The 19123-nt window shown below is 69.6% G+C and carries 21 protein-coding genes; 12 read left to right on the forward strand and 9 right to left on the reverse strand.

Annotated elements, in window-relative coordinates; genetic code table 11:
- Window positions 1-45: 45 nt before the first annotated feature.
- Window positions 46-546, reverse strand: coding sequence for an Rv3235 family protein (locus tag ASF88_RS11625; protein ID WP_055918327.1), 501 nt, complete (start codon window positions 544-546; stop codon window positions 46-48).
- 182 nt (window positions 547-728) lie between these two features.
- Between ASF88_RS11625 and ASF88_RS11630 the strand changes: the two genes are divergently transcribed.
- Window positions 729-2222: a sensor histidine kinase gene (locus tag ASF88_RS11630; RefSeq protein WP_055918330.1), complete on the forward strand. Its 1494-nt coding sequence runs from the start codon at window positions 729-731 to the stop codon at window positions 2220-2222.
- Between the two features lie 124 nt (window positions 2223-2346).
- On the opposite strand, the gene ASF88_RS11635 is transcribed toward ASF88_RS11630, so the two are convergent.
- Entirely contained in the window at window positions 2347-2595 is a 249-nt protein-coding gene (locus ASF88_RS11635) for a WhiB family transcriptional regulator (RefSeq protein WP_018190103.1), read from the reverse strand.
- A 225-nt stretch (window positions 2596-2820) separates the two neighbouring features.
- Here ASF88_RS11635 and ASF88_RS11640 point away from each other — a divergent pair, with 225 nt between their 5' ends.
- The 7 genes from ASF88_RS11640 to ASF88_RS11670 all read left to right on the forward strand — a co-directional run bounded on the left by ASF88_RS11640 (window position 2821) and on the right by ASF88_RS11670 (window position 9083).
- Window positions 2821-3261: a hypothetical protein gene (locus ASF88_RS11640; RefSeq protein ID WP_055918332.1), complete on the forward strand. Its 441-nt coding sequence runs from the start codon at window positions 2821-2823 to the stop codon at window positions 3259-3261.
- 36 nt (window positions 3262-3297) lie between these two features.
- The gene (locus tag ASF88_RS11645; RefSeq protein ID WP_055918335.1) at window positions 3298-4047 is read left to right on the forward strand and encodes a DUF1684 domain-containing protein; all 750 of its coding nucleotides are present in this window, start codon (window positions 3298-3300) and stop codon (window positions 4045-4047) included.
- Window positions 4048-4096: 49 nt separating this feature from the next.
- Window positions 4097-5596, forward strand: a complete 1500-nt coding sequence (locus ASF88_RS11650; protein WP_235493420.1) for an ABC transporter substrate-binding protein — start codon at window positions 4097-4099, stop codon at window positions 5594-5596.
- A 103-nt stretch (window positions 5597-5699) separates the two neighbouring features.
- Window positions 5700-6662 carry an ABC transporter permease gene (locus tag ASF88_RS11655; protein ID WP_055918338.1) on the forward strand — a complete coding sequence of 321 codons (963 nt, stop codon included), beginning with the start codon at window positions 5700-5702 and terminating at the stop codon, window positions 6660-6662.
- Window positions 6659-7537, forward strand: a complete 879-nt coding sequence (locus ASF88_RS11660; protein ID WP_055918341.1) for an ABC transporter permease — start codon at window positions 6659-6661, stop codon at window positions 7535-7537. The genes ASF88_RS11655 and ASF88_RS11660 overlap by 4 nt, the downstream gene beginning before the upstream one ends.
- Window positions 7534-8322, forward strand: coding sequence for an ATP-binding cassette domain-containing protein (locus ASF88_RS11665; protein WP_055918344.1), 789 nt, complete (start codon window positions 7534-7536; stop codon window positions 8320-8322). The genes ASF88_RS11660 and ASF88_RS11665 overlap by 4 nt, the downstream gene beginning before the upstream one ends.
- Entirely contained in the window at window positions 8319-9083 is a 765-nt protein-coding gene (locus ASF88_RS11670; RefSeq protein WP_055918347.1) for an ABC transporter ATP-binding protein, read from the forward strand. The genes ASF88_RS11665 and ASF88_RS11670 overlap by 4 nt, the downstream gene beginning before the upstream one ends.
- A gap of 6 nt (window positions 9084-9089) precedes the next feature.
- Here ASF88_RS11670 and ASF88_RS11675 read toward each other — a convergent pair whose 3' ends face one another.
- Entirely contained in the window at window positions 9090-9839 is a 750-nt protein-coding gene (locus ASF88_RS11675; protein ID WP_055918350.1) for a TetR/AcrR family transcriptional regulator, read from the reverse strand.
- 111 nt (window positions 9840-9950) lie between these two features.
- Here ASF88_RS11675 and ASF88_RS11680 point away from each other — a divergent pair, with 111 nt between their 5' ends.
- Window positions 9951-11411: an MFS transporter gene (locus ASF88_RS11680; protein WP_055920356.1), complete on the forward strand. Its 1461-nt coding sequence runs from the start codon at window positions 9951-9953 to the stop codon at window positions 11409-11411.
- Window positions 11412-11435: 24 nt separating this feature from the next.
- Here the strand turns inward: ASF88_RS11680 and bcp are convergent, their stop codons facing one another.
- The 3 genes from bcp to aroA all read right to left on the reverse strand — a co-directional run bounded on the left by bcp (window position 11436) and on the right by aroA (window position 14421).
- Window positions 11436-11909: a thioredoxin-dependent thiol peroxidase gene (gene bcp / locus ASF88_RS11685; protein ID WP_055918353.1), complete on the reverse strand. Its 474-nt coding sequence runs from the start codon at window positions 11907-11909 to the stop codon at window positions 11436-11438.
- Window positions 11910-12009: 100 nt separating this feature from the next.
- A complete protein-coding gene (rsgA, locus tag ASF88_RS11690) occupies window positions 12010-13056 on the reverse strand; it encodes a ribosome small subunit-dependent GTPase A (protein WP_055918356.1) in 1047 nt (348 codons plus the stop codon).
- The gene (gene aroA, locus ASF88_RS11695; RefSeq protein WP_055918360.1) at window positions 13057-14421 is read right to left on the reverse strand and encodes a 3-phosphoshikimate 1-carboxyvinyltransferase; all 1365 of its coding nucleotides are present in this window, start codon (window positions 14419-14421) and stop codon (window positions 13057-13059) included.
- 172 nt (window positions 14422-14593) lie between these two features.
- Between aroA and ASF88_RS11700 the strand changes: the two genes are divergently transcribed.
- Window positions 14594-15202 carry a sigma-70 family RNA polymerase sigma factor gene (locus ASF88_RS11700; RefSeq protein WP_200935271.1) on the forward strand — a complete coding sequence of 203 codons (609 nt, stop codon included), beginning with the start codon at window positions 14594-14596 and terminating at the stop codon, window positions 15200-15202.
- A complete protein-coding gene (locus ASF88_RS11705; RefSeq protein ID WP_055918363.1) occupies window positions 15199-15444 on the forward strand; it encodes a zf-HC2 domain-containing protein in 246 nt (81 codons plus the stop codon). The genes ASF88_RS11700 and ASF88_RS11705 overlap by 4 nt, the downstream gene beginning before the upstream one ends.
- Window positions 15445-15510: 66 nt before the next feature.
- Here ASF88_RS11705 and ASF88_RS11710 read toward each other — a convergent pair whose 3' ends face one another.
- A complete protein-coding gene (locus ASF88_RS11710; protein WP_055918366.1) occupies window positions 15511-16290 on the reverse strand; it encodes a VOC family protein in 780 nt (259 codons plus the stop codon).
- Window positions 16291-16355: 65 nt separating this feature from the next.
- Between ASF88_RS11710 and ASF88_RS11715 the strand changes: the two genes are divergently transcribed.
- The gene (locus ASF88_RS11715) at window positions 16356-17273 is read left to right on the forward strand and encodes an HAD family hydrolase (protein ID WP_055918369.1); all 918 of its coding nucleotides are present in this window, start codon (window positions 16356-16358) and stop codon (window positions 17271-17273) included.
- A gap of 6 nt (window positions 17274-17279) precedes the next feature.
- Here the strand turns inward: ASF88_RS11715 and ASF88_RS11720 are convergent, their stop codons facing one another.
- Window positions 17280-17690 carry a DUF7144 family membrane protein gene (locus ASF88_RS11720; RefSeq protein ID WP_055918371.1) on the reverse strand — a complete coding sequence of 137 codons (411 nt, stop codon included), beginning with the start codon at window positions 17688-17690 and terminating at the stop codon, window positions 17280-17282.
- Entirely contained in the window at window positions 17687-19093 is a 1407-nt protein-coding gene (locus ASF88_RS11725; protein WP_055918373.1) for an MFS transporter, read from the reverse strand. The genes ASF88_RS11720 and ASF88_RS11725 overlap by 4 nt, the downstream gene beginning before the upstream one ends.
- Between the last annotated feature and the right edge of the window lie 30 nt (window positions 19094-19123).

Here is a 19123-nt window from a genome sequence, read left to right on the forward strand (position 1 = left end):
CGCCTGACGGCGGGGAGGCCGACCGGCCACCCCGCCGTCAGGCGCTTAAAGGACGCTGATGGCGGTCGCACGCCAGCGTTTCCGGTGGCGTTCGAGCCGAAGGGCGACAGCACGCGACCGGGTGGGCTGGTGGATCATCACGACGGCGTCGACGATGGACTCGCCCCGGCGGTTGACCATCGGCTGACCGACGCGGACGCGCGGGCGGCGGATGTCGTCGCCGGTGGCCTCCCGGGAGCGCGAGGCGATCACCGTGCGGCGCAGCAATTGCACGAACACCGAGTCGCTCACCCACCGACCGAGCTGATCGAGGGGGCGTGCTCCCGCGAGGATCTCGATGACGCACAGTGCCAGTTTCGCGCTCAACAGGCCCGGGTCGTCGTCGAGGCCGCCGACGAGCCGGAGGTCGGGGTCGGGATCCTGCTGAACCACGCTCAGCGGAGGCCGGTCGTGGCGGTGCCGGTCGTGGCTGCGCAGGTCGTCGGTGTGCAGGTAGTCGCTGCGCACAGCGTCGCGGTCGAGGACGGGGGTGAGGAGTGCGTTCATTCTGATGGAGCTCGATTCTTCTGTTCGACGGTTCGTCGATTGGCTGCGTCTCACTCAAGCAGCGCGGTTCGCGGGGGTCCAGGGCATCAACGCGGGTGTGGACAACTCGTTCCACCTCGGCCACCGGGCGGGCCTCCACGCGGCTGTCACGAGGCGCGACGGCGTCTGTCTATAGTGGGGGAGTGTCGACGCTCAGTGATCTCGTCCATGCTCAAGGTCGTTCCTCCGAGGCGGACGTGGAGTGGCTCCACTCGCTCGTCGGTGACTGGCAGCTGCTCGCCGATCTGGCCTTCGCCGACATCGTCCTGTGGGTGCCGACGACCGACGATGATTTCGTCGCGGTCGCGCACGCCCGCCCGTCGAGTGCGGCGACGCTCTTCTACCGCGACTTCGTCGGCCAGCGGATCAAGCCGGAGTGGCGTCAGCAGGTCACCGACGCCTACCGCACCAAGGAGATCATCGACACCTCCGCCCCGGACTGGTACGAGGAGACGCCCACGCGCGTGCGCGCCGTCCCGGTGATCCGGCGGCTGAGCGTCCACTCGCCCGAGACGGCGCCTGAGCCGGTGGCCGTCATCACGCGGCACACCAACCTCAGCGAGGCACGCACGCCCAGCCGTCAGGAGCTGACGTTCAACGACTGCGCGAACGACCTGTTCAACATGATCGCCAGCGGCGACTTCCCCGATCTCGGGGCCCCGGCGGCACCGCGGCGCGGCCAGCCGCGCGCAGCGGACGGCCTCATCCGCCTCGACGTCGACGGCGTCACCACGTTCGCCAGCCCCAACGCGCTGAGCGCCTTCAACCGGATGGGCTTCACGGGTGAGTTGGAGGGCGAGTCGCTCGCCACGGTGACGACCGGCCTCCTCGCCGGCGCGATCACTGCGGACGAGTCGCTCCCGCTGGTCGTGACCGGCCGTGCGCCCTGGCGCACCGACATCGAAGCGCGCGGCGTCACGGTGTCGCTGCGCGCCATCCCGATCCGCAACCGCGGGCAGCGCGTCGGCGCGATCGTGCTGTGCCGCGACGTGTCGGAGCAGCGGCATCAGGAGCGCGAGCTCATCACCAAGGACGCCACGATCCGCGAGATCCACCACCGCGTCAAGAACAACCTCCAGACCGTCGCGTCGTTGCTGCGCATCCAGGCGCGCCGCACGCACTCGGAGGAGGCCAGGGAGGCCCTGAGCCAGGCGATGCGGCGGGTGGCGGCGATCGCGGTCGTGCACGACACGCTCTCCACCGGTCTCGCGCAGATCGTCGACTTCGACGACGTCTTCGACCGGGTCCTGCTCCTGGTCGCGGAGGTCGCGGCCAGCCACACGACCACGGTGCACCCCAAGAAGTCCGGCAGGTTCGGATCCCTGCCGAGCGAGTACGCGACGCCGCTGGCGCTCGCGCTCACCGAGCTCGTGACGAACGCCGTGGAGCACGGCCTGGCCGGGCGCGAGGGGCAGGTGGAGATCGTGGCGAACCGGTCGGACGAGTCGCTCACCGTCAAGGTCGTGGACAACGGGTCCGGCCTGCCCGAGGGCAAGGTCGGCTCGGGGCTCGGCACCCAGATCGTGCGCACCCTGATCCAGGGGGAGCTGGGTGGCGCCATCGACTGGCACACGATGATGGGTCAGGGCACGGAGGTCACCATCGAGGTGCCGCTCCGCTACCTCACCACCGTCTGAGACGCCTCGGCAGGCGGCTCCACGACGAGAAACGCCGAGGGGCGCTCCTGGACGATGACGTCTGCTAGGTGTTCAGGAGCGCCGCCTCGGCGGCGGTGTATTGCAGGGAGCCTGGGTTCGGGGCTCAGGAGGCGCGGCGCGCGCGGGCGGCGCGGCGCTTGAGCGCACGGCGCTCGTCTTCGGAGAGACCGCCCCACACGCCCGAGTCTTGCCCGGTCTCGAGGGCGTACTGCAGGCAGATCTCCGTCACGGTGCAGCGAGCACAGACCGCCTTGGCCTTGTCGATCTGGTCGACCGCTGGCCCGGTGTTTCCGACGGGGAAGAACAGCTCGGGGTCCGCGGTCAGGCAGGCGGCTTTGTCGCGCCAATCCATGAAGATATGCTCCTTGTTTGCTGGATGTTTCCTGGCCCGAGGGGCCTAGAATGCAGGTAAGCAGCCGCGTTACAGGGTTCTTCAGATCCATGGGGAATGAGACCTGCCCACCACCCTGTGAGCACTAACTCGGCCTTGAATATGCTCCCATAGCGGTTAACCCGAATCAATAGTTTTGTATGGGATAACGCTGTGAACACACACTCGAAACGTCTGGATGCTATAGTGCCCGATCCGTCCGCGCCCGTGCCCGCGGGCCCCGCCAGGCCGCCGCTTCTCATCGTCCTGGCCGTCATCGTGGCACTGGAGGCGCTCCTGGTGACCGGGCTCGCGCTCTGGCTCCTGTTCGAGCTTCTCACTCAGAAGCCCCAGTCGTACACCACCGCCGTGGCGATCACCGTGCTCGTCGCGCTGGGCGCGGCCTGGGTCATCGCGACGCTCGTCGGCCTCCTGCGGCTGCACGCCTGGGCGCGAGCGTCGATCGTCACGATCCAGATCCTGATGATTGCGGTCGCGGTGGGCAGCTTCCAAGGCCTCGTCGCGAGGCCCGACCTCGGCTGGGCGCTCCTGGTTCCCGCGGTGGTCGCCGGCGTGCTCGCCCTGACTCCGTCGGTCGTGCGCGCGACCGCCCGCGCCGACGCACGCAACACGGAGACACACGAATAGCGCCGGCATGGGAACAAGACGGAGACTCTCTCTGTTATGCCCGATATCGTGACTGAAACCTCCGCCCTCGCCTCTCTGTCCGCCATCGAGACCGCGGAGGACGGCTACGCCGAGTGGCGCGCGCGGCGACTGGCGTCGGTCGCATCTCCCACCGGCAACCTCGCACTCATCGAGACCCGCTGGCTCGCCGACGGCGACGGGACGACGGCGGAGCAGGCCCTCGCCGGGCAGCCGGCGACCGTGACCGCGACCGAACTGAGCCGGCGCAACCTCGACACCGGCGAGCCCGAGCGCGGCATCCGCCTGTGGGACGCCGACTCCCCGGCCATCCGCGCGTTCGAGACGATCGAGGCGTTCCCCTTCGACCCCTCCTGGATCATCGAGGCCCGCTTCACACCCGTCGCGGGCGAGCGCACGATCCCGTTCGAGCACATCCGCGACAACGGGCTGACCCGCGACCTCGTCGTGCCGGGCGACATCACGTTCGAGCGCGACGGCATCGACTACACGCTGAGCGCGTTCGACGACGACGGCACGCTGCTGCTGGTCTTCGGCGACCCCACGAACGGCGCGGACGGCCCCGACGGCACCTATGCCTCCGGTCGATTCCTCTTCGTCACGCGCGACGGCGACAACGCCGTGCTCGACTTCAACCGGGCCTTCGTGCCCCCCTGCGGCTTCTCGGACCAGTACAACTGCCCGCTGCCGCCGCGGAACAACCGCTTCGCGGTGCCCGTGACCGCGGGCGAGAAGCGTGTCGTGCTCCGCGACGGCGCCGCCCACTGAGCTTCATCCCCCCTCCCTTTCGCCCTCCCCACAGCACAGGAGAACTCTGTTGAGAAAGACCCCCCTGCTCGCCACGCTCGCGATCGGCATCGCCGCGGCACTCACCCTCGCCGGCTGCTCCGGCGCGACATCGTCGTCGTCGGCCGGCACCGACGCGTCGATCGCCGTGGGCTCGCTCTACGAGCCCGTCAACCTGGACAACACCGCGGGCGGAGGCCAGGGCGTCACCGAGGCGCTCAACGGCAACGTCTACGAGGGCCTGTTCAAACTCACTGACGCGGGCAAGGTCGAGCCGCTGCTGGCCACCAAGTACACGACCAGCTCCGACGGCCTGACGTACACCTTCACCCTCCGCGACGGGGTGAAGTTCCACTCCGGCAAGGCGCTCACGAGCGCCGCGGTCAAGACCAGCATCGAGCGGGTGCTCGCGGACGCCTCCCAGTCGGCCCGCAAGTCGCAGCTCGCCGTCATCTCGGGCATCCAGACCCCCGACGACAAGACGGTCGTCATCTCGCTGAAGTCCCGCTCCATCTCGCTGCCCTACAACCTCAGCTACGTGTGGATCTACGGCCCGGGAACGACGAACTACAAGACATCGGAGGACGGCACCGGCCCCTACACGCTGGGCACCTGGAAGCGCGGGAGCTCGCTGAGCCTCGAGCGGTGGAACGGCTACTGGGGCGACAAGGCGAAGAACAAAGAAGTCGTCTACGACTACTTCACCGACGCCAGCGCCCTCTCGAACGCCCTGCTCACCAACCAGGTCGATGTCGTCACGAGCATCCAGAGCCCGGACTCGCTGACCCAGTTCGAGGGCAACAAGAGCTACACGATCAGCAACGGCAAATCGACGACCAAGGAGCTCCTGGCCTTCAACGACAAGGTCGCGCCCTTCGACAAGGCCGAGGTCCGCAAGGCCGTCTACTCCGCGATCGACACCAAGAAGCTGCTCAGCTCGATCTGGGGCAAGTACGGCACGCTCATCGGCTCGATGGTGCCGCCGAGCGACCCCTGGTACGAGGACCTCACCAAGGTGAACCCGTACGACGTCTCGCTCGCGAAGAAGGAGCTGGCCGACGCCGGCTACCCGAACGGTTTCACCTTCACGCTGGACACCCCGACCTACGACCCGCACCCCGCGGTCGCCGAGTTCCTCAAGACGGAGCTCGCGAAGGTCGGCGTCACGGTGAACATCAACTCCATCTCGGCCGACCAGTGGTACACGAAGGTCTTCAAGAACCACGACTTCGTCGCCACCCTGCAGGAGCACGTCAACGACCGCGACGTGGTCTGGTACGGCAACCCCGACTTTTACTGGGGCTACGACAACCCGCAGGTCACCACGTGGGTGAACGAGGCCGAGCAGGCCTCCACCACGGCCGAGCAGACGGCGAAGCTCAAGCTCGTGAACGAGCAGATCGCCAAGGACGCCGCCAGCGCGTGGCTGTACCTGTACCCGCAGATCGTCGTCGCGTCGAGCTCGGTGAGCGGATACCCGGTGAACGGGCTCAACTCGCAGTTCTACGCGTACGACATCGTCAAGAAGTAACCCACAGCTCGCGGCCCAGCCGCGTTCTCCACTGATGCTCGGGGAGGCCACGAACGGCCTCCCCGAGCATCTACGCTGAGCGAGCTATTACCCTGAAGTGGTCATGACCTCCTACCTCCTGCGCCGCACCGCATTCCTGCTGGTGTCGCTGCTGCTTGCGATGGTGGTCCTCTTCTTCCTGCTGCGTGTCCTCCCTGGCGACCCGGCCAACGCGCTGCTGTCGGCCAGCGCGACGCCGGAGCAGATCAAGGCGGCGCAGGAGCAGGTCGGCAGCAACCTCCCGCTGCCCGAGCAGTTCGCGAACTGGTTCGGCTCGCTGCTCACGCTGAACCTGGGCCAGTCGTTCATCACGTCGCTGCCCGTGGGGCCCGAGATCGCGTCGCGGCTGGCGGTCACCGTCCCGCTGACGCTGCTGTCGTTCGTCCTGGCCCTGGCGCTCGCCCTCCCGATCGGCTTCGTCGCCGCGTGGAAGGCCGACCGCTGGTACGGCCTCGTGCTCTCCGCGTTCTCGCAGCTCGGCATCGCGGTGCCGGTGTTCTGGGTGGGCATCCTGCTCGTCGACGCCTTCGCCATCGATCTGCGGTGGTTCCCGTCGGGAGGCTTCCCGCGCGACGACTGGGCCGATCCGGCCGCAGCGCTGCAGTCGCTGGCGCTGCCGGTCATCACCATCGCGATCGTGATGAGCGCCTCGATTGCGCGCTACGTCCGCAGCGCGACGCTCGACGTCATCGGCAGCGACTACCTCCGCAATGCGCGCGCGCTGGGCTCCGGCTTCGGCCGCGCGATGTGGAGGCACGGCCTGCGCAACGGAGCGGTCCCGATCATCTCCATCCTCGGCATCGAGCTCGCGACGACCTTCCTCGGCGCGGTCGTGGTCGAGAGCGTCTACACCCTGCCGGGGCTCGGCAGCATGCTGCTCACGGCGATCGAGCAGCACGACTATCCCGACATCCAGGGCATCCTCTTCGTCTCCACACTGCTGGTGCTCATCGTCGGCTTCCTCGCCGACATCGCCCAGCGACTCATCGACCCGCGTCTGCGGCAGAGCATCTCGGGCAATCGATGAGCGCGGTGGTGGAGCAGGCCGCGCAGGCGGCGCCCGGCCCGAGCGACCGGGCGCGCCGGCGAGCGCGCCGGTCGGTCACGCTCGGCGTCGGTCTGACGCTCGTCGGGTTGGTCGTGCTCGTCGCCGCCGTGTCGTTCGCCTGGCTCCCGTACGCGCAAGGCGACACCTCCGGCGGCCGGCTGCAGCCGCCCGGCGCCGCGCACTGGCTGGGCACCGACCGGTTCGGCCGCGACCTGGCCACGCAACTGATGATCGGGGCGCGGATCGCTCTGGCGGTCGGCGTCGGCGCCGTGGTGATCGGCGCGATCATCGGCATCTCCATCGGCATGCTGGCCGCGTTCGCCAGCCGATGGCTCGACGATACGATCTCGGCGATTCTCGACATCATCATCGCGTTCCCCGTCCTGCTGCTCGCGATGCTCATCGTCGCGGCGCAGGGAGCGTCGCTGGGCACGGCCATCCTCGCGATCGGCCTGGCGATGTCGGCCGTGGTCGCCCGGCTCACGCGAGTCCTGGCCAAACGCGTCCTGGCGCAGCAGTACGTGACCGCCGCACGCACGTCGGGAACCTCGTGGGCCGGCATCGTGGGCCGTCACGTCCTCCCGAACATCTGGCCGACGCTGAGCGTCAACCTCGCCCTCCAGTTCGGGGTCGCCGTCCTGGCGGAGGCCAGCCTGTCGTACCTCGGCCTCGGCGCCCCGCCGCCCAACGCGTCGTGGGGTCGCCTGCTGCAGGAGGCTCAGGGCACCGTCGCCGTCGCTCCGGTGGGCGCGATCGCTCCGGGCGTGGCGCTGGTCGTCCTCGTCGTCGGTGTGAACCTGGTGGCCGACGGCCTGCGCGACGTCGCCGACCCGACTCGCAGGAGGTCGCGATGATCCTCGATGTGCAGGAGCTCGGCGTCACCGCACGCGACGGTTCGCCGCTGGTCGACGGCATCTCGTTCCGCCTCGACGCCGGCGAGCGGCTGAGCCTGATCGGCGAGTCGGGGTCGGGCAAGTCGCTCACCTCGTTCGCGATCACCGGTCTCCTCCCCGAGGGGCTCACCGCGACGGGGAGCGTCGAGCTCGCCGGCGCCCAGGTCATCGGGGCGAAGGAGCGCTCGCTGGTTCCGCTGCGCGGTCGCACGGCCTCCACGGTGTTCCAGGAGCCCCTGACGGCGCTCGACCCGCTGATGCGGCTGGGCGCCCAGGTCTCGGAGCCGCTGCGCCGGCATCTCGGTCTGCGGGGCGCCGCCCTCCGGGACGCGGTCCACGCCGCGCTCGATGAGGTGCGCCTGCCCGATCCCGAACGCATCGCTCGTGCATACCCGCACGAGATCTCCGGCGGCCAGCGTCAGCGCGTCGCGATCGCGGCGGCGCTCGCGTGCCGCCCCCAGCTGCTCATCGCCGACGAGCCGACCACTGCGCTCGACGTGACGGTGCAGGCCGACATCCTCGCGCTGCTCGACGCGCTCGTCGCAGACCGTGGCATGGCACTGCTCTTCGTCAGCCACGACCTCGCCGTGGTGTCGAAGCTCACCGAGCGCGCGCTGGTGCTGCGCGGCGGCCGGGTGGTGGAGGAGAACACGATCGAGCGCATCCTGACGGCACCGGCCGACCCCTACACCGCCGAGCTCGTCCGGAGCGCGCGCGAGCTGGACGCCGCCTTGGAGGTGCCGTGACCGCCGTCCTCGAACTCCGCGATGCCGGATTCCGCTACCGGGGCGCTCCGGCACCCGCCATCGACGGCGTCTCGTTCGCCGTCGAGCAGGGCCGCAGCGTCGGCCTGGTGGGGGAGTCCGGCGCGGGCAAGACCACCGTGCTCTCGCTGCTGCTCGGTCTCTCGTCGCCGACCTCCGGCGGCGTGCTCTTCGACGGTGCCCCGCTGGATCGGCGCGACCGGGCCGTGATGCGCGCGTTCCGGCGCAGCGTGCAGACGGTCTTCCAGGACCCCTACTCGTCGCTCGATCCGCGGCAGAGCGTGGGCAGGATCGTCGGCGAACCACTCGCCTCGCTCCGGATCGCCTCCGGCTCCGACGCGCGGGAGCGCGTGGCCGAGGCCCTCCGCGCGGTGTCGCTGCCCGCTGACGCGGCCGGTCGATACCCCCACGAGTTCTCCGGCGGCCAACGCCAGCGCATCGCGATCGCGCGAGCGATCGTCTCGCGTCCGAGGGTGCTGCTGGCCGACGAGCCGGTGAGTGCGCTCGACGTCACCACGCGCATCCAGATCATCGAGCTGCTCGGCCGGCTGGCCGCGGCCGAGGGGACGACCATCGTGATGGTCTCGCACGACCTCAGCGTCGTCGCGTCGCTGTGCGAGCAGACGGTCGTGCTGCAGGGCGGCAGGGTCGTGGAGCAGGGTCGCACGGCCGATGTGCTGGGCTCGCCGACCGACCCGTACACCCAGCGTCTTCTCGCGTCGGTTCCGCGGCTGCCGGCCTAGGGAGGCTCAGCTCCCGTCGGAGACGCCTCGCAGCAGCAGTTCCAGCGTGAAGTCGAACCGTTCGTGGCCGCGGCCGGACGTCAATGCGTCTGCGTGGGCGACGGTGTTCGGGAAGAGCGTGGGCGGCAGCATCCGCAGGCGTTCGGCGAGCTCGCCGGCGTCGCGCGCGGGCTCGCCGTCGCGCTCCTCCGCCTGTTCGCGCAGCGAGTGCTCCAGGCTGTACGCGCTCACGTACAGGAAGGCCGCGTCGATCGTCCAGGCCGCGCGGTTCGGCTCGACTCCGGCCTCCAGGAGGATCGAGAGGAGCCCCTCGCTGATCCGCATCGTCTCCAGGCTGTTCGGTGCCGCGGTGAACGCCGCCGCCGAGATGCCCGGATAACGGAGGTACTCGTCGCGGAGGTGTCGGCAGACGTCGAGGAACTGCGCGCGCCAGTCGGTCGCCGACGGCTCGGGGAGCGGGACGGCCGCGCAGAGCCGGCCGATCAGCAGGTCGTCGAGCTCCGCCTTGTTGCGCACATGGGCGTACAGGGAAGCGGGCCCGGTTCCCAGGGCGACCGCGATCCGTCGCATGGTCAGCGCCTCGTAGCCCTCGGCCGCAATGATGTCGAACGCGACCTCCACGATGCGCTCGCTGCTCAGGGGCTGCTTGCGCGCGCGGCCGACGGAGGCGCCGCCTCCGGAGGGCCGCCCTCCGCGCGCCTCGAGGGCGGCGACCTGTTCCGCCCACCTGTCTCGCGAGCTCGCACGTTCCGTCATGCGTCGATCCTAGCAGTTTGACACGAACGGCGTTCGGTAGTAGAACAGTGTTCGTCATAGACGAACGATGTTCGTGAAGCGAACAATGCTCGCCCGAGAATGGAGGACCTCATGACGCCGGAGACTCAACTGGCCGAACCGCCCGTCGCCGCACGGCGCCCGCCGCAGACTCTGCGCGACGCCTGGATCGCGCTCGCCGGGCTTTCGGGCGTGTTCCTCTTCGAGATGCTCGACAACTCGATCCTCACCGTCGCGCTTCCCAGCATCGGCCGCAGTCTCGGTGCGTCGACCGTCGCCCTGCAGTGGGTGACCGGTGTCTACGCGGTCGTGTTCGGAGGCCTCATGCTGGTTTTCGGCGCTGTGGCCGACCGCTTCGGCCGGCGTCGCGTCATGCTGATCGGTCTCGCGCTGCTCGCCCTCGCGAGCCTCGCGACGCTCTGGGTGACCGACGCCGGCGAGCTGATCGCCGTGCGCGCGGCGATGGGCGTGGCCGCTGCGATGACGACGCCGGGCTCGGCCGCGCTCGCCTTCCGGCTGTTCGCGACCGAGAGCCTGCGGGTCCGGGCGATCACGCTCATCTCGACCGTCGGGCTCATCGGGCTGGCGATCGGCCCGACCCTGGGCGGCCTGGTCCTCGCGGTCGCGCCGTGGCAGGTGCTGCTGCTCGTCAATGTCCCGGTGGCCGTGTTCGCTGCCGTCGGCATCCGGTTCGGGATCGCCCGCGACGACCCAGCGGACCTGCACCGTGCGCCGGCGGACGTCGTCGGCGGCCTGCTTGGAACGGCCGCCATCGTCCTCGCCCTGGTCGCGCCGAGCCTGTTCCTGAACGAGGGCGCGGGCTCCTGGGTGCCCTGGACGGTGTCCGCCTGCGCACTCGTGTGCGCGGTGCTGTTCGTGCTGTGCGAGCGTTCGGCGCGGCATCCGCTCCTCGATCTCGCCCTCGTCGCACGACCGCTGGTGTCGAGCGGTCTCGCCTACAAGGCGGCCACCGGCATCGCGATGGCGGGCATGGGATACCTCGTGACCCTGCAGCTGCAGCTCGACTGGGGATGGCCTCCCGCGCTCGCCGCACTCGGCATGCTGCCGCAGGTCGCCGTGCTGATCGGGCTCGGCCCGTTCGTGGATCCGTTCGTGAAGCGCGTCGGAATCGTACGGGCGGCGTGGCTCAGCTCTGCCGCGGTCGTCGCCGGCCTCGCGGTCTACACCGCGCTGAGCGGCTTCGGCTACGTCTGGGTGGCCCTCACACTCGCCCTGGTGGCGGCGGGGCTGCGCGTGAACGGAGTCGTCGCGGCCGTCAACGTCATCGGAGGTCTGCCCGCCGACCGCACCACGATCGGCGCCGCGCTGACCGACACGTCATCGGAGGTCGCATCGGCACTCGGGATCGCGGTCGCCGGAACCGTGCTCGCCGCCCTGTTCGCGGGCGACATCGCGACAGCCCACTGGACGATCGTGCAGACCGCACAGTTCCGTGCCGCCGTCACGCTCGCGGGCAGCCTGCTCACGACCGCGTCGGCGCTCCTGGTCGTCTTCGGGATCGTCCGGGGGCGCCGTTCCGCGCCCGCCGAATGACGTCGCCGATCCCCGGCCGGCCGGTCAGTCCAGGCCGAGCTTCTTCCGCAGTGACGCGACGTGTCCTGTCGCCTTCACGTTATAGAGCGGCAGTCGCACGGTGCCGTCCGGGTTCAGCACGAACGTGGAGCGGATGACTCCGGTGACGGTCTTGCCGTAGAGCTTCTTCTCGCCGTACGCGCCGTAGGCGTTGTGGACGGCGAGGTCCTCGTCCGACAGGAGCGGGAAGTTGAGGCGCTCCTGCTCCTGAAACTCCTTGTTCTTGGCGGGCGCGTCCTTGGAGATGCCGATGACCTTGTAGCCGCTGGACGCGAGCGAGTTGAGGTTGTCGCGGAAGTCGCACGCCTCGGTGGTGCAGCCGGGCGTCATCGCCGCCGGGTAGAAGTACACGATCACGTTGTCGCCGGCGAAGTCGGCGAGCGAGACGGGAGAGCCGTCCTGGTCGTGGAGCGTGAATGCGGGCGCGGGCTGTCCAGCCTCGAGTCGAACCTCAGTCATGCCTCCATTCTGCCTCGCGCGGCGCACCTCGGTCGCCGAAGGGCACGTTGTTGTCCCCTTCGCGGCCCGAGGGCGACAACAACGTGCCCCTCGACGGACGTCAGGAGGCGAAGGTCGCGAGGAGCCGCTGCAGGGAGTCGAGACGGGCACGGCCGGTGTCGCCGAGCCGGCCCTCCTCGACGGCCTCGATGATCGCGCAGTCCGGCGCGTCGGGGAGGTGGGTGCAGCCACGAGGGCATTCCTCGGCGATCGCCGCCAGGTCGGTGAACGCCTTCAGGATGCTGGCCGTGTCCACATGGCCCAGCCCGAACGAGCGCACTCCGGGTGTATCGATCACCCAGCCGCGCTCCGAGCCTCTCTGAACGCGCAGCGACACCGTGGAGGACGACGTGTGCCGGCCGCGACCCGTCACCTCGTTGACATGGCCGGTCGCGCGCAACGCCCCCGGCACGATCGCGTTGACCAGGGTGGACTTGCCCACGCCCGAGTGCCCGACCACGACGGTGTCGTGACCGATCAGCGCCGCTGTGATCTCGTCCACGGGGATGTGATCCTCCCGGCTGGTGAACACCGGCAGGTCGAGGCCCGCGAAGTTGTGGAGGAACGGCGCGGGGTCGGCGAGGTCGATCTTGGTCACGCACAGCATGGGCTCGATCCCCGCGTCGTACGCCGCCACCAGGTACCGGTCGACGAGACGCGTGCGCGGCTCGGGGTTGGCCGCGGCGACCACGATGAGCATCTGGTCGGCGTTGGCGACGACCACGCGTTCCACCTCGTCGGTGTCGTCCGCGCTGCGCCGCAGCAGGGTCGTCCGGGGCTCGATCCGCACGATGCGGGCGAGCGTGCCCCCGTCGCCGGTCGTGTCGCCGACCACCGCGACCCGGTCGCCGGTCACGATCGGCTTGCGCCGCAGCTCGCTGGCCCGGGCGGCGACCACCTGACGCTCCTCCGCCGTGTCCTCGTCGAGCAGCACGGTATAACGGCCGCGGTCGACGCCGAGCACGCGCGCGATCTCGGCCTCCGCGTGCTCCGGCCGCTGCTTCGACCGGGGACGGTTGCCCTTGGGGTTCGGCCGACTGCGGATGGTCGACTCGTCGTAGAGGTCGTACTCGTCGTCCTCGTCGTCGTCATCCGACCACCACGACATCTAGGCCGCCGTGCCCGTCTCGAGCATGCGGGTCCACAGCTGCGGGAACTGCGGCAGCGTCTTGGCGGTCGTCGCGATGTTCTCGATCTCGACCCCGGGCACCACCAGGCCGACGATCGCGCCGGCGGTCGCCATCCTGTGGTCCTCGTAGCTGCGCCAGACGCCGCCGTGCAGCGGGCGCGGCTCGATGCGGAGGCCGTCCTCCAACTCGGTCACGGCCCCGCCCAGCGCGTTGAGCTCGGCCGCCAGTGCGGCGAGCCGGTCGGTCTCGTGGTGGCGGATGTGCCCGATGCCGGTGATCTCGCTCGGGCCGTCGGCCAGTGCCGCGATCGCCACGATCGCCGGCGCGAGCTCGCCGCCGGTGGTGAGGTCGAGCTGCACGGCCCGGATCCGCTCCGGCCCGGTGACGGTGAGCCGGTCGCCGTCGCGGCTGACGGTGGCGCCGAACAACGGCAGCAGGTCGGCCAGGTCGGCGCCGACCTGCGTCGTGGAGGCGGGCCAGCCGGTGATGGTCACCGTGCCTCCCGTGACCACCGCCGCGGCCAGGAAAGGCGCTGCGTTCGAGAGGTCGGGCTCGATGTCGACGTCGCGTGCGCCGATGTTGCCGGGCGTCACGATCCAGCGGCCGACCTCCGGCGACTCGACCGTCACGCCGCGCTCGGCCAGCGCCGCGACGGTCATCTCGATGTGGGGGAGGCTCGGCAGGCGCTCGCCGGAGTGCGTCAGGTCGAGCCCCTCCGCGAACCGGCTCGCCGAGAGCAGCAGGGCACTGACGAACTGGCTGGAGCTGGACGCGTCGATCTCGGTGGCGCCGCCCGCGACAGCTCCGGTGCCGTGCACCGTGAAGGGGAGAGCGCCACGGCCGTCGTCGTTCACGTCGACGCCCAGTGCGCGCAGCGCGGCGATGATCGTGCCCATCGGCCGCCCCCGGGCGGAGTCGTCGGCGTCGAACATGGTCGGGCCGAGCGCGAGGCCGGCCAGCGGCGGGACGAAGCGCATGACCGTCCCGGCCTGGCCGCACTCGATCGTGGTGCTGCCGAGCAGTTCCTCGGCCGGCGTGATCAGGAAGTCGCTGCCGAACTCGCTCGCGCCCGGCTTCTCGACGATCGAGACGCCGAGCGCACGCAACGCCTCCACCATGTTGGCGCTGTCGCGCGAGTGCAACGGCGCACGCAGCAGCGACGGGCCGTCGGCGAGAGCCGAGAGCACGAGCTCGCGAGCGGTCAGCGACTTGGAGCCGGGCAGCGAGACGGAGGCCGTCACCGGGCCGTCGGCGACCGGTGCGGCCCACAGCGTGTTCGGCTCGTCGACGCGGTTGTCGCCGTACGGATCGAAGTCGGGGGCGGAATATTTCGAGATCAGCATTGTTGTCAAGGGTATCCGTGATCGAGCCCGAAGGAAGGATCAGCACGTGCCCGCAACGACAGCCGTCCTCGACGCACCGCGCACCCGCGCGCAGTCACCGTCGACGTCGTCGTCGGCCATCCGGCCCCACCGCCGGATCGCACAGCGCCGGGCGCAACTAGACTGGCCCCTGATGAGCACCGAAACCGAGGACAAGGGCGCGCTGTTCGAAGAGCAGGCGCTGCCCTTCATGGACCAGCTCTACGCTGCCGCCCTCCGCATGACCAGGAACCCGGCGGACGCGCAAGACCTGGTGCAGGAGACGTATGTCAAGGCGTACGCCGCGTTCGCCCAGTTCCAACAGGGCACCAACCTGAAGGCCTGGCTCTACCGCATCCTCACGAACACGTTCATCAACACCTACCGCAAGAAGCAGCGCGAGCCGTATCAGGGAACGATCGACGAACTCGAGGACTGGCAGCTCGGAGGTGCGGAGTCGACCACCGCGTCCTCCAGCCGCTCGGCCGAGGCGGAGGCGATCGACCACCTGCCCGACAGTGCCGTCAAAGACGCGCTGCAGGCCATCCCGGAGGACTTCCGGCTGGCTGTCTACCTCGCCGATGTCGAGGGATTCTCCTACCAGGAGATCGCCGACATCATGAAGACCCCGATCGGCACCGTCATGAGCCGCCTCCACCGCGGGCGACGGATGCTGCGGGAGCTTCTGACCGACTACGCGCACGAGCGCGGGCTCTCGGCGGTCCAGAGCCCGGACGTGCAGACCACCAGGAGAACGAAATGACCGACTGCGGCTGCGAAAAGGCGAAGGCCGAACTCGAGGAGTACCTGCGCAACGAGCTCTGCAACGAGGATGCTGCGGACGTTCGCGAGCACCTCGCCAACTGCGACGGCTGCTCGAGCGAAGCGCACCTGAACGTCGTGCTCACCGAGGTGGTGCAGCGGGCGTGCAAGGAGACCGCGCCCGAGGAGCTGCGCACCGAGGTGCTGCTGCGCATCCGATCCTTCCAGGCCTCGGTGCACTGACCCGCGTGCACTGAACCGCGTGCACTGAACTGCGTGCACTGACCTGGGTGCACTCGCCCGCGTCGCTCAGGCGACGGAGCCTGGGACCTCGTGCACGAAGAAGAGGCCGCCGAAGGGGTCGGTGACCTGGGCGAACCGGCCGAACTCGCTGTCCCACGGATCGCGGACGACGGTGCCGCCGAGTTCCGTCACGCGCGCGGACGCGTCCGCGGCGCTGGTGACGCCGAAGTAGACGACCCAGTGCGACGGCACGCCGGGAGGCAGCATCCCGTCGGCGTCGAACACACCGCCGCTCGGTGACTCCGGGTCGCCGAAGGTCTCGTAGCGGAAGTCGGCGGTGTCACCGAGCACGGTCGTCGTCCAGCCGAACACCCGCTTGTAGAACTCCACCTGCGCCGCGTAATCGCGCGCGTACAGCTCGTGCCAGGAGAGGCCTCCCGCCTCGGCCACCAGCTCGAAGCCACGGTGCAGCTCGGGCTCCCAGAGGCCGACGGCCGCACCTCCCGGGTCTGCTACGACCGCGAGGCGGCCCTGGTCTCCCACCGTCATCGTGGGGGAGAGGATGCGGCCACCCGCGTTCGCGACCGCCTTCTCGCCGGCGTCCGCGTCCTCCACCAGCAGGTAGGTGAGCCAGGCGTTCGGCTGCGCTCCCTCCATCGCCTCGCCCATCCCCGCGACGACATGACCGTCGCGGCGGAACGTCACATAGCCGCCGTATTCGCCACCGCCGGTCTCGGCCGTCCACCCGAACAGCGACGTGTAGAACTCCTGGGCGCCCGGGAGATCGGAGGCGGCGTAGTCGACCCAGCAGGGCTCGCCGAGGCGGTGAGTGGTCACGACAGTCATGGCCCACACGCTACGCCGCGGCCGGGGATTGCCGACAGCCCCGTCCGCTCCCTAGCCTGACGGGCATGACCGAGCTGGCATCGTGGCGTCCGGGGTCGACGAGAGACGCGATCACCGAATTCGTCGAAGCCGTCGTTGAGGGCCCGGACGCCGTCCCGGTGCCTGAGCGCGTGGCGGTCTTCGACAACGACGGCACCCTGTGGACGGAGAAGCCGATGCCGACCCAGCTCGCCTACATCGTCGAGCAGTGGAGCGCGGCCATCGCCGCCGACCCGGGCCTCGCCGCGCATCAGCCATACACGGCCGTGCACGACGGCGACCTCGCCTGGCTCGGCCGCGCGGTCGACAAGCACTACCAGGGCGACGACGGCGACCTGCACACCCTCATCGGCGCACTGGTCCGAACGACGGCGGGGATGAGCGTGCACGATTATCACGCCTCCGTGGAGGCGTTCTATCGCGACGCCCAGCACCTGACCTTGCATCGCCCGTACGCGAACGCCGTCTACCGCCCGATGGTCGAGCTCATCGACTATCTGGAGGCCAGCGGCTTCAGCTGCTACGTCGTCTCGGGAGGCGACCGCGACTTCATGCGGCCGATCAGCAGCGCCTACTACGGCATCCCGCCGGAGCGCGTGGTCGGATCGGCAGTCGGGCTCGAGTACGACGCCGACACGAACGACGTGCGCTACGGCACCGCCTGGGACTTCTTCGACGACGGGCCTCAGAAGCCGATCCGGATCTGGACGCGCACCGGCCGTCGGCCGATCCTCGCTGCGGGCAACTCGAACGGCGATCTGCCCATGCTGCGCTTCCCGCGGAAGCACGCGCGCTCCCTGAGCCTGTTGGTGCACCACGACGACGACGCCCGAGGCGACATCCCGTACGACACGGGAGCAGAGGAGGCGCTCGCCGCCGTGGAGACGGACGGGCTGACCGTGGTGAGCGTGCGCGACGACTGGAGCACGGTCTTTGTCGAGTGAGCTCCGCTACTGCGCGCGGTCGTAGGCGCGCAGCTCGCGCCCGTGAACCGTGATCGCGTAGATCACGACGATGTCGAGCGTGAACACGACGATCGACCACCACGGCTGGGCGGGCAGCGAGAGCAGCTGCGAGACCGCGTTGATCGCCACGACCACGACGGCGAACACCCGCGCCCAGACCCGGCCGTTCGCCAGGGCGATGCCCGCGGCGATCAGAACGATGCCGATCAGCAGGTGCCACCACCCCCACAGCGAGACGTAGAAGACGGTCGTGCCTTCGCGTGTCGTGAAGTACTGGCTCGCGGGGAGCAGGATGGCGAGGATCCCGAACAGGACCTCCAGCGCACCGCTGAGCAGGATCATTATGGACGCGAACCATCCCCACCCGATCCATCGCGTCTGCCGTTCGTCGGTCATGCCGACCTCCCCTGTGCTCGTGCTGACGGCGTGCGCGGCAGCAGCAGCGCGGCGATCAGCCCTGTCGCGCCGAGCACCGCGACGACGGCCATCGCCACACCGTACGCGGCGCCGCCGGCGTCGATGTTCGCGACCAGGATGGTGCCGGCGATCGCCGTTCCGAAGGTGGAGCCCAGGTTGGACACCGATCGCGACAGCCCCGAGATCTCGCCCTGCACGCGCTCCGGGAACGCCGACTGCACCACGTTCACCGATGGTGTCAGCATCAGCCCGAGGCCGGCGCCGATGAGGAACAGCCCGGGGACGAAGGGCCAGCCTCCTGTCGTTCCCGAGGTGAGCCAGATCAACAGCACGACCCCGGGGACGCACAGCACGAACCCCGTGACGATCAGGCTCTTCTGCGAGAACCGTTTGGCGAGCCGCCCGGCCAGCAGGGAGGTCAGCAGGATGCCGACCGTGGCCGCGGTGAAGATCACGCCGGTCTCGATCGCGTTGTAGCCCCGCACGACCTGCAGATAGGCCGACACGGTGAACGACGTTCCCATCAGGATGACCCACTGCAGGTTCTGGGTGATCAGCGCGAGGTTCGACACCCGCACGCGGAAGAGGGCCGTCGAGAGCAACGGCGCTTTTCCGACGCGCTCGCGGCGGCGCACCCAGAGGAAGAAGCCGACGAGGATCGCCACCCCGACGATGACCAGGACGATCATCAGCGGGACGCTCGTGTCGGCCGCGAGGATGCCCATCACGAGCACGAACAGCCCGAGCGCGGACAGCACCGCGCCGACGATGTCGAACGGCCGCTTCGGGTCGGCGGGCACCGGATCGGTCAGCGTGCGGCTCAGGAGCAGGATCACCGCGATCACGAGCGCCTGGAAGATAAACGCGGCGCGCCAGCTGATCGCTGTCGTGATGAGCCCGCCGATCAGCGGCCCGGCTGCCGCCCCGACACCGCCCATGCCGCTGATGATGCCGAACGCCACCGCCCGGGTCGGGATGTCGGGGAGATGGATCGTGGTGAGGATGTAAACGGGAGGGATGAGCATCGCCGTCCCCACGCCCTCCAGCAGCGAGTTACCGAGGATGACCGCCCACAGCCCTGGCGCGAACGCGGTGATCAGTGCGCCGACGCCATAGACGACGAGGCCGATCACGAAGCTGCGCTTGCGCCCGATGTTGTCGGTGAGCTTGCCCATCGGGATCATCAGCGCGGCCATCGTGAGGAGGAACAGCGTGATGCTGAGCTGGATGCCCTCAACCGTCGTGTCGAGGTCGTGCGACATGTCATTGATCATCACGTTCATGTTCGAGCCGGCGAAGCTGCAGATGAACTGCGCCAGTGCGAGGGGCGCGATGATGCGGCGGATGGTCGAACGCGATGCCTCAGCGGTGGTTCCGGTCATGTCGGCTCCCGGCGGTCAGTTCTGGTGGGA

This window comes from Leifsonia sp. Leaf336 (assembly GCF_001423695.1).
Lineage (GTDB): Bacteria > Actinomycetota > Actinomycetes > Actinomycetales > Microbacteriaceae > Leifsonia.